General features: G+C 69.0%; 7 protein-coding genes. 6 read left to right on the forward strand and 1 reads right to left on the reverse strand.

Features of this window, described 5'->3' with window-relative positions:
- Nucleotides 1-71: 71 nt before the first annotated feature.
- From IG65_RS0108650 to IG65_RS0108660, 3 genes are all read left to right on the forward strand, one after another.
- Nucleotides 72-1,667 carry a dynamin family protein gene (locus IG65_RS0108650; protein WP_231509096.1) on the forward strand — a complete coding sequence of 532 codons (1,596 nt, stop codon included), beginning with the start codon at nucleotides 72-74 and terminating at the stop codon, nucleotides 1,665-1,667.
- Between the two features lie 120 nt (nucleotides 1,668-1,787).
- Nucleotides 1,788-2,675, forward strand: coding sequence for a haloalkane dehalogenase (locus IG65_RS0108655; RefSeq protein WP_030514325.1), 888 nt, complete (start codon nucleotides 1,788-1,790; stop codon nucleotides 2,673-2,675).
- Between the two features lie 44 nt (nucleotides 2,676-2,719).
- Nucleotides 2,720-3,577: an RNA polymerase sigma factor gene (locus IG65_RS0108660; RefSeq protein ID WP_030514326.1), complete on the forward strand. Its 858-nt coding sequence runs from the start codon at nucleotides 2,720-2,722 to the stop codon at nucleotides 3,575-3,577.
- A 4-nt stretch (nucleotides 3,578-3,581) separates the two neighbouring features.
- Here the strand turns inward: IG65_RS0108660 and IG65_RS0108665 are convergent, their stop codons facing one another.
- The gene (locus tag IG65_RS0108665; protein ID WP_030514327.1) at nucleotides 3,582-4,742 is read right to left on the reverse strand and encodes a zinc-binding dehydrogenase; all 1,161 of its coding nucleotides are present in this window, start codon (nucleotides 4,740-4,742) and stop codon (nucleotides 3,582-3,584) included.
- A gap of 60 nt (nucleotides 4,743-4,802) precedes the next feature.
- Here IG65_RS0108665 and IG65_RS0108670 point away from each other — a divergent pair, with 60 nt between their 5' ends.
- The 3 genes from IG65_RS0108670 to IG65_RS0108680 all read left to right on the forward strand — a co-directional run bounded on the left by IG65_RS0108670 (nucleotide 4,803) and on the right by IG65_RS0108680 (nucleotide 7,457).
- Entirely contained in the window at nucleotides 4,803-5,876 is a 1,074-nt protein-coding gene (locus IG65_RS0108670; RefSeq protein ID WP_197039804.1) for a DUF1707 domain-containing protein, read from the forward strand.
- 9 nt (nucleotides 5,877-5,885) lie between these two features.
- Nucleotides 5,886-6,707: a DUF1707 domain-containing protein gene (locus IG65_RS0108675; protein WP_063833555.1), complete on the forward strand. Its 822-nt coding sequence runs from the start codon at nucleotides 5,886-5,888 to the stop codon at nucleotides 6,705-6,707.
- 99 nt (nucleotides 6,708-6,806) lie between these two features.
- Nucleotides 6,807-7,457, forward strand: coding sequence for an endonuclease (locus IG65_RS0108680; protein ID WP_030514330.1), 651 nt, complete (start codon nucleotides 6,807-6,809; stop codon nucleotides 7,455-7,457).
- Nucleotides 7,458-7,878 lie beyond the last annotated feature (421 nt).

Raw genomic sequence — 7,878 nt, forward strand, 5'->3', positions numbered from 1 at the left:
CCGAGCCTGCGGCCCTGGGATTCCCAGCCCACGGCACCGGTATTCACAGCCTGCTCGGGTACGGTCGACGCGTGAGTTACCAGGTCAGCGACCAGACGCCGGGCATCGTGGGGGAGGCGCGCCGGTTGGTTTCGGCGGCCCGCCACGCCTATGCGCCGCGGTCGCGCCCCGCCGCGATGCTCGGTGACTGCGCGCGCCGCCTCGACCAACCGCTGCGGGTGGCGCTGGCCGGGCAGCTCAAGGCCGGTAAATCGACACTGCTCAATGCGCTGGTCGGACAGGACATCGCACCGACCGATGCCACCGAGTGCACGCGGATGGTGACCTGGTACCGCCACGGCCCGGCACCGCGCGTGAGCGCCCTGGCCGCCGACGGCGCGAGCGCCGATGTGGTGGTGCGGCGCACTCCCGGCGCCGACGGCCTGCCCGGGGCGCACGGTCTGAGTTTCGACCTGTCGGCGCTGCGCTGGAACGCCGCCGGTGAGCACGAGGTCGACCATCTGGATGTGCAGTGGCCGGCCGCCACCCTGGCTCGCACCACCATCATCGACACCCCCGGCACCTCGTCGCTGTCGCGGGAGGTGTCGCTGCGCACCTCACGGCTGCTCACGCCCGACGAGAATGCGGCGGTGACCGTCCCCGAGGCCGACGCGGTCGTCTATCTGCTGCGCCGGCTGGACGCCTCCGATATCGGATTCCTGGAACGCATCGGCGCCGGGGGTGCTGCCCGGCAGGGTATTTCGGGTCCGCTCGGCGTGATCGGGGTGGTCTCCCGGGCCGACGAGATCGGCGCCGGCCGCATCGATGCCCTGCATTCGGCCCGCGAGGTCTCGGCCCGCTTCGCCACCGAACTGGAGCGAACCGGATTGTGCCAGGCGGTCATTCCGGTCGCCGGCCTGCTCGCCTTCGCCGGCGCGACGCTGCGGCAGCGCGAATTCGATGCCTTCGAGGCGCTGGCGCGGATCTCGGTGGACGATCTGAGCATCGCGCTGCTGTCCGCGGACCGATTCGCGCATCCGGAGTTGCCCCTGCCGGTGCCGGCGGAACTGCGAGCCCATCTCGCTGCCCGGTTCGGCCTGTTCGGCATTCGCATGGCGGTGACGCTGATCCGGCTGGGCGTGCGCGACTCCGCCACGCTGGCACGCGAACTCGGCGAGCGCAGCGGCGTGGAGGAACTGCGCACGGTGCTCGACGTGCAGTTCGCCCAGCGGGCCGATCAACTGAAGGCACATTCGGCGTTGACCGCGGTGGCGCGGATCGTGGCCGCCCATCCGGGAACGCGCGCCGACGACCTGCTGCCCCATATCAACAGCCTGTTGGCGGATGTGCACGGATTCGCCGAGCTGCGGCTGCTCGGGCGGTTGCGCACCGATGAATTGCCCCTGCCCGCAGACGATGTCACCGAGTTGTACCGGCTGGTCGGCGGTTCCGGTGTGGCGCCGCATCTGCGCCTGGGATTGCCCCCGGACGCTCCGGGCGGCGAAGTGCAGGCACACGCTGTGGCGGCGGTGCGGAAGTGGCGTGGTCGGGCGCGCCACCCGCTGGCCGACCGATTCACCACCGAGGCCTGCCTGACGGCGGCGCGGAGCGCGGAGGGAATCGTCGACCAGTTGCGGGAACCGGAAACCACCCCGATGAGCCGCGTGCGTCAGCCTCGCGCCCGCTGACCCGCGGCGCTGTGGTGTGTCTCGCATCACAGCGAAGGCCGGTCACAACCTCGTCCTGCCCGTGTCGAAACCGGATGTAAGGGCCGAAAACTCGGCCGGGCACCGATCCGAGGACACATCATGCCGACCGTCGTGACTCTCGATTCCTTCGTCAACTACCGCGAGAGCGGCACCGGAACGGTTCCGGTGGTCTTCCTGCACGGCAACCCGACCTCGTCGTATCTGTGGCGCAACGTGATTCCGCACGTCGACCCGCTGACCCGGGTGCTCGCGCCGGATCTGATCGGCATGGGGGATTCGGGCAAGCCCGATATCGCCTACCGATTCGCCGATCACGCCCGCTACCTCGACGCCTGGTTCGACGCCCTGGAGCTGGACGAGGTGGTGCTCGTGGGGCACGACTGGGGCGGCGCGCTGGGTATGGACTGGGCCGCGCGCCATGCCGACCGGGTGCGCGGCGTCGCGGTGGTGGAGACATTCCTGCGACCGCTGCGCTGGTCCGAGATGCCCGAGCAGGGGGCGGAGCTGTTCCGGCGGTTCCGGTCACCGGAGGGGGAGCAGATGATTCTGCGCGACAACATGTTCATCGAATTCAACCTCCCGTTCGGCGCGCGCAGCCTGACTCCGGCCGATCTGGACGTGTACCGGGCGCCGTACCCGACGCCGGAGTCGCGGCGGCCGATGTTGGTGTGGCCGCGCGAAATTCCGTTCGACGGGGAGCCCGCCGATGTCGCCGCCGTCATGGACGACTACGGCCGCTGGATGGCGTCCACACCGGATATCCCCAAGCTGGTGATGGCTGTGGATGCCGGCGTCGGCCTCGGATCGTCGGATGCGGTGGATTGGGCGCGGCGGACCTTCGCCGCGGTCGAGGTCGTCGGGATCGGTCCGGCCGGACATCACGCCCCCGAGGACCGTCCCGATGCCATCGGCGCGGCCGTGGCGACCTGGCTGCGCGACGCGCGGCTCACCGAACCCCGCACCGCGGTCCGGACAACGCCGCGGTGACCTGCGCCGTTGCGGTGCCGCCCGCGGCACCGCACGATAGGTCGATGAGCGTTGACGGGCTCGACGAGCGGGCGGCCGAGACCGCCCTGGTCGATCGCGCCGTGGCCGGCGACCGGACCGCCATCGCCGACGTGGTGCGGCTGTTGCAGGATCCGTTGTACCGCTTGGCGTTACGGATGACGGGTAATCCGCCCGATGCCGAGGACGCGGTGCAGGAAATCCTGCTGCGTGCCGTCGGCAATCTCGCGAGTTGGCGCGGCGAGGCGAAGCTGACGACCTGGGCCTATCGCATCGGCGTCAACTATCTGCTGAACCAGCGCCGGCGCAGCCCGCAGGAAGCGGCGCAGCTGGACCTGGACGGCTTCGCCGCCAATCTGCTCGAGGGGCTGGCCGAACAGGAGTACCGGGGGCCCGAGGCGACGGTGCTCACCCGCGAGGTGCGGCTCGTCTGCAGCCAGGCGATGCTGCAATGCCTCGCCCGTGACGAGCGGGTCGCGTTCGTCCTCGCCGATGTCTTCGAACTGAGCTCGGCCGAGGCCGCGTGGATTCTCGGCATCGGCGCGCCGGCCTATCGGAAACGGCTGGAACGGGCGAGGACTCGGCTCGGCAACTTCCTGAACGCCACCTGTGGTGTGGCGAATCCGGCAGCACCGTGCCGCTGCGCGCGCCGCGTGCGGACCGCCGTCGACCAGGGCAGGGTGCGGCCCGGCGCACCCGGCCTGGGCGGTCATCCGGTGACGCGCGGTGGCCGCAGCGCGGCCGATGCCGAGAAGCAGATGATCGGCCTGCACGATGCCGCGTCGATACTGCGTGCCCACCCGGACTACGCGCTGCCGCCGGCGCGGCTGGACGCGATCGCGAAACTGCTGGATTCCGGACGCTTCCCGCTGCTCGACCGCTGAGCGATCACACGTGGTCCGACGAACTCGACGGGTCCACAAGGATTTTCGCGTGATGTTCGGGACTGCCCAGGGCGGTGAAGGCGTTGTCGACACCCGCCAGCCCCACGGTTCCGGTGATCAGCGGAGCCGGGTCGACCTTGCCGCCGGCGATCATGTGCAGGGTGTCGCGGAACTCGCCCGGATCGTAGCCGAAGGCGAAGCGCAGTTCGATCTCCTTGTTGATCGCCATCGCGGGCCGGAAACGGTCGGTCTCCATACAGACCCCGACCACCACGATGCGGGTCAGAGGCGGTGCGTCGGTGAGCAATTGGTCGATGATCCCCGGCACGCCCACACATTCGAACACCACCGGCCCGCCCGGCGCCGCGTCCAGGCTGTGCGCGAGGCGGAACAGATACCACCAGGGCAGTTTCGGGATGCTGCGCAGTCGCGTCATGGTGTCGAAACCGAGATTGAGGATATCGGTGACGCCGGAGATGCGACCCTTCGCGGGGTTGGCCGTCCACGGTGATTCCAGATTCGGATCCACCACCACATTGGCGCCACACCGGCGCGCCAGTTCACGGCGACGCGGTGAGAAGTCGCTGGCGACAATGTTTTTCACGCCGGCGGCGCGCAACATGCTGATGACCGCCAGGCCGATCGGCCCGCACCCCACCACGAACGCGGGCTGGTTGCGGCCCACCCGACTTTTGCGCACCGCATGCCAGGCGACGGCCATCGGTTCGGTCAGCGCCGCATGGTCGGTGGCCAGCCCGTTCGGCACCGGGAACGTCATGGATTCCTGCACCACGACCTGTTCGGCGTAGCCGCCGGGCGCCTGCTCCGACAGTCCGGTCAGTTCCGGGTCGCGGCCGTTGCGCACGATCGGCAATGCCACCACGCGGGTGCCCGGCTGCCAGCGTTTGCGGCAGTCGGGCCCGTATTCGACTATCTCCCCGACGAATTCGTGGCCGAGCACCACACGCTGATGGGAGCGCATGAAATTCCGGTAACCGGTGGCGGCCGCGAGCTCGGCCAGTTCGTCACAGTGCAGACGGGCGTGCAGATCGGAGCCGCAGATCCCGCATCGCGACACCGCGATCACCAACTGGCCGGGCCCGGGTTTCGGCGCCGGGATATCCGCGACTTCCAGCTTGCCTTCCGAGCACACCACGGCCTTCATATCCGCACGGTACCGCACCGACACGCCGTGATGCGGATGTCGAGTCGCTACCATCCAGGGGTGAGCTCTTCTGGGTCCGGAATGCCGGGTATGCCCGCACCCGGCAGCATGCGGGCCCGCGATATGGACCGAGTTCAAGCGCGCACCCTGCTCGATGCCGCATTCGACGAGGGCCAACTCGGCGCCGACGAATATCACGACCGGTCCGACCGTGCGGCCACCGCGAAGACCGTCGGCGAACTGCGGAATCTGGTCGACGACCTGCAACCGCCCGCCGGTGGTGCGCAATGGACACAGCCGCCGGGCCCGCCCCGGCACGCAGGCCGCTATCCGGCCCATATCCGTGCCCGCGACGCCGACCGCGCCGAAACCTGCCGTGCCCTCGACACCGCACTGGCCGACGGTCAGCTCTCGGCGGAGGAACATCAGACCCTCACCGATCTGACCACGGCCGCCGAAACCCTGGGCGATCTGGCCGAACTGACCGCGGACCTGCAGCGCCCGGCCGAGGCGCCGATCGATCCGCGGGCGGGAGTGCAGAGCGGGACGGCGTGGTTCGCGGGCGCCGCGGCGGTGGTCGTGCTGGCCGCCGCGGTCGGCGGATATCTGCTGACGCATCGAGCCGCCCCCGAGCCCGCTCCGATCGCGGCCGCTGCGCCGCAGGTAATACAGCCCGTGGTGATAGAGACGCCCGACCTCACCACGGTGGCCGGCTTCGAGAAGTTCCGCAGCGACTATCAAGCGAAATTCGGGGACACCACCGTCGACGACCTGACCCTGTTCCCCGATTTCGCGTCGGTCGACCGCACCTCGGCGCGGCAGCCGAATCGGGTGGCCGACTACTCCTATCGGGGCGGTTTCATGGCCTCGACCGCCGTCACCACCCGCTCGGCCGACAAGCCGATATTCGACCTCGCCGCGGTGAACACGTCCGCGCTGGGCGATCTGATCGCGCGGGCGGTCCCGCTGCTGAAGGTCCCCGGCGGCGCGGTGAGTCATATCGGCATGGGTATCGACACCATCACCAAGGTGCCCACGATCAGCATCTACATCGGGAATTCGTTCAACGAGAACGCATACCTGGAAGCCACGCCCGCGGGCGATCCGATTCGCGTCTACCCGTTCCACACATAGGTGCAGCCGATGGGAACCTTCGCCACATCCCGCCGAACGGGCGCGCCGGCCGCGGCCGCGAACAGCGGTCTGCGCGTGCGTGATTCGGATCGCGTCGACGCCTGCGCACTGCTGGACGCCGCCCGCGACGACGGTCAGCTCTCCGACTCCGAGCACGGGCGGCGCACCGCCGCGGCGATGCGGGCGCGCACCTTCGCCGACGTGGAGAAGGTCATCGGCGATCTGCAGATTCCGGCAAATGTGGCCGACGCCCCCGTCGTGCGCCCGGCGCGACGACGGCGTGCCCGACGGTGGGTACTGGCGGGCGGCGCGGTAGCGGCTGCGGCCCTGATCGGCATGTTCTGCGGCTGGGTGAGCAGCGACGACGGTCCGCTCGCCGACCACACGCCGCCGGATATGACGACCGCCGCCGGAATCGAGGCGTTTCTGTCCGATTACCGTCAGCACTACGGCGATCTGCTCGCCGACGACGTGACGCTGATGCCGGAGAACGCCTCGATCGAGCGGCCCCGCACTGGGGACCGGTCGATTTCCGAAAGAGCTTCCTACAAGGGCGAATTCGATACCTGGACGACCAGCAGCCGGGATCCGAAACTCGAGCCGATCGACCTCGCCACGATCGATGTGCCGAAATTGGCGGGCCTGCTGGCCGGAGCTCCGCGAACCGTCGGGTCGCCGCAGACGAAGGTCAGCCATCTGATCATCGGTCGCGACAGCTCCGCGCCGGATCACCCGCCGACGATCACGATCTTCACCGAAGGCGCCCGCAGCGGGCATCTGGTGGTCGCGCCGTCCGGGGAACCGCTGGTGATCTACAAATCCCAGCCGTGAGGCAGGAGACATCGGCCGTCCTCGCCGGCGGGTTTGACCTGCGCGTCTCGGGTTAGCCGGGTAGTGAATCGCCGGGTCGACGAAAGTGGGGTGTCGCAGATGAGCGCGAACGAGGATCGGATCGCCCGGGAACTGCTCGACCGAGCGGGGACCACCTATGCGGCAGAGGCGGGAATCACTCTCGCCGACAAACCCGCTCCGCTGTTCCAGCTCCTGGTGCTGGCCCAGCTCATGAGCGCCCGGATCACCGCCGATATCGCGGTCGCCGCCGCGCGTGAACTGAGATCGAGCGGCTACCGCACCCCGCAGCGCGTCGCCGAGGCCGACTGGCAGGACCTCGTCGATGCGCTGGGGCGCGGCCACTACCGCCGCTACGACGAATCCACCGCCACCCGGCTCGGTGAGAACGCCACCATCCTGCTCGACCGCTACCAGGGTGATCTGCGGAAACTGGCCGCCGAAGCGGATCGGGATCCGGATCGGCTGACCGAACTGCTGCAGCAGTTCAAGGGCATCGGCCCGACCGGCGCCGAAATCTTCCTGCGCGAAGTTCAGGATGTCTGGACCTGGGTGCGCCCGCATTTCGACGACCGGGCCCGCAAGGGCGCCGATCTGCTGCATCTGTCGACCGATCCGAAGCGCCTCGACCGCCTCGGCCCTTCCGGACACGACGCGGAATTGGCCGCCGCCCTGGTCCGGGTGAGTCTCGACAAGGATCTCGCCGACCGGGTACTCGCGGCCGCCGGCTGAGCATCGGATGGTCGAAATGCCTGGTCATCCGCGTATCGAGGGACCAGGCCCGGTGAGCGTCGCGTGCTCTCCGGCGGGCCGGGAAATTTTTTCGTCCGGCCGGGAATGAACCGTCCGCCCCGCTCGTTGAGCTGATCGACGCAAGGTTGAGTGAAAGCGACTCAAGTCTCTGGTTGACTCCGACGGGATCGGGGGGCAGGATTGAGCCGACCACGCTCAGTGTTGCTGAGGACCGTGCTCCGTGCGGTGTCAGGGGCGAGGTCCGGCCGGCACGAACAGTGCCACGCGCAGGGTCGCCCCTGCACCACACACAGTTACATCACCTAGGAGGAATCTCAATGAGGTTGTCAAGTCCTACTGGTGATTTCCGGGTTTGCTGATGGGGTCAGGTTGCGGGGGCGGGCTGGTAGGTCTTGTGGTC

This window comes from Nocardia sp. NRRL WC-3656 (assembly GCF_000720265.1).
Taxonomy (GTDB): Bacteria; Actinomycetota; Actinomycetes; order Mycobacteriales; family Mycobacteriaceae; genus Nocardia; species Nocardia nova.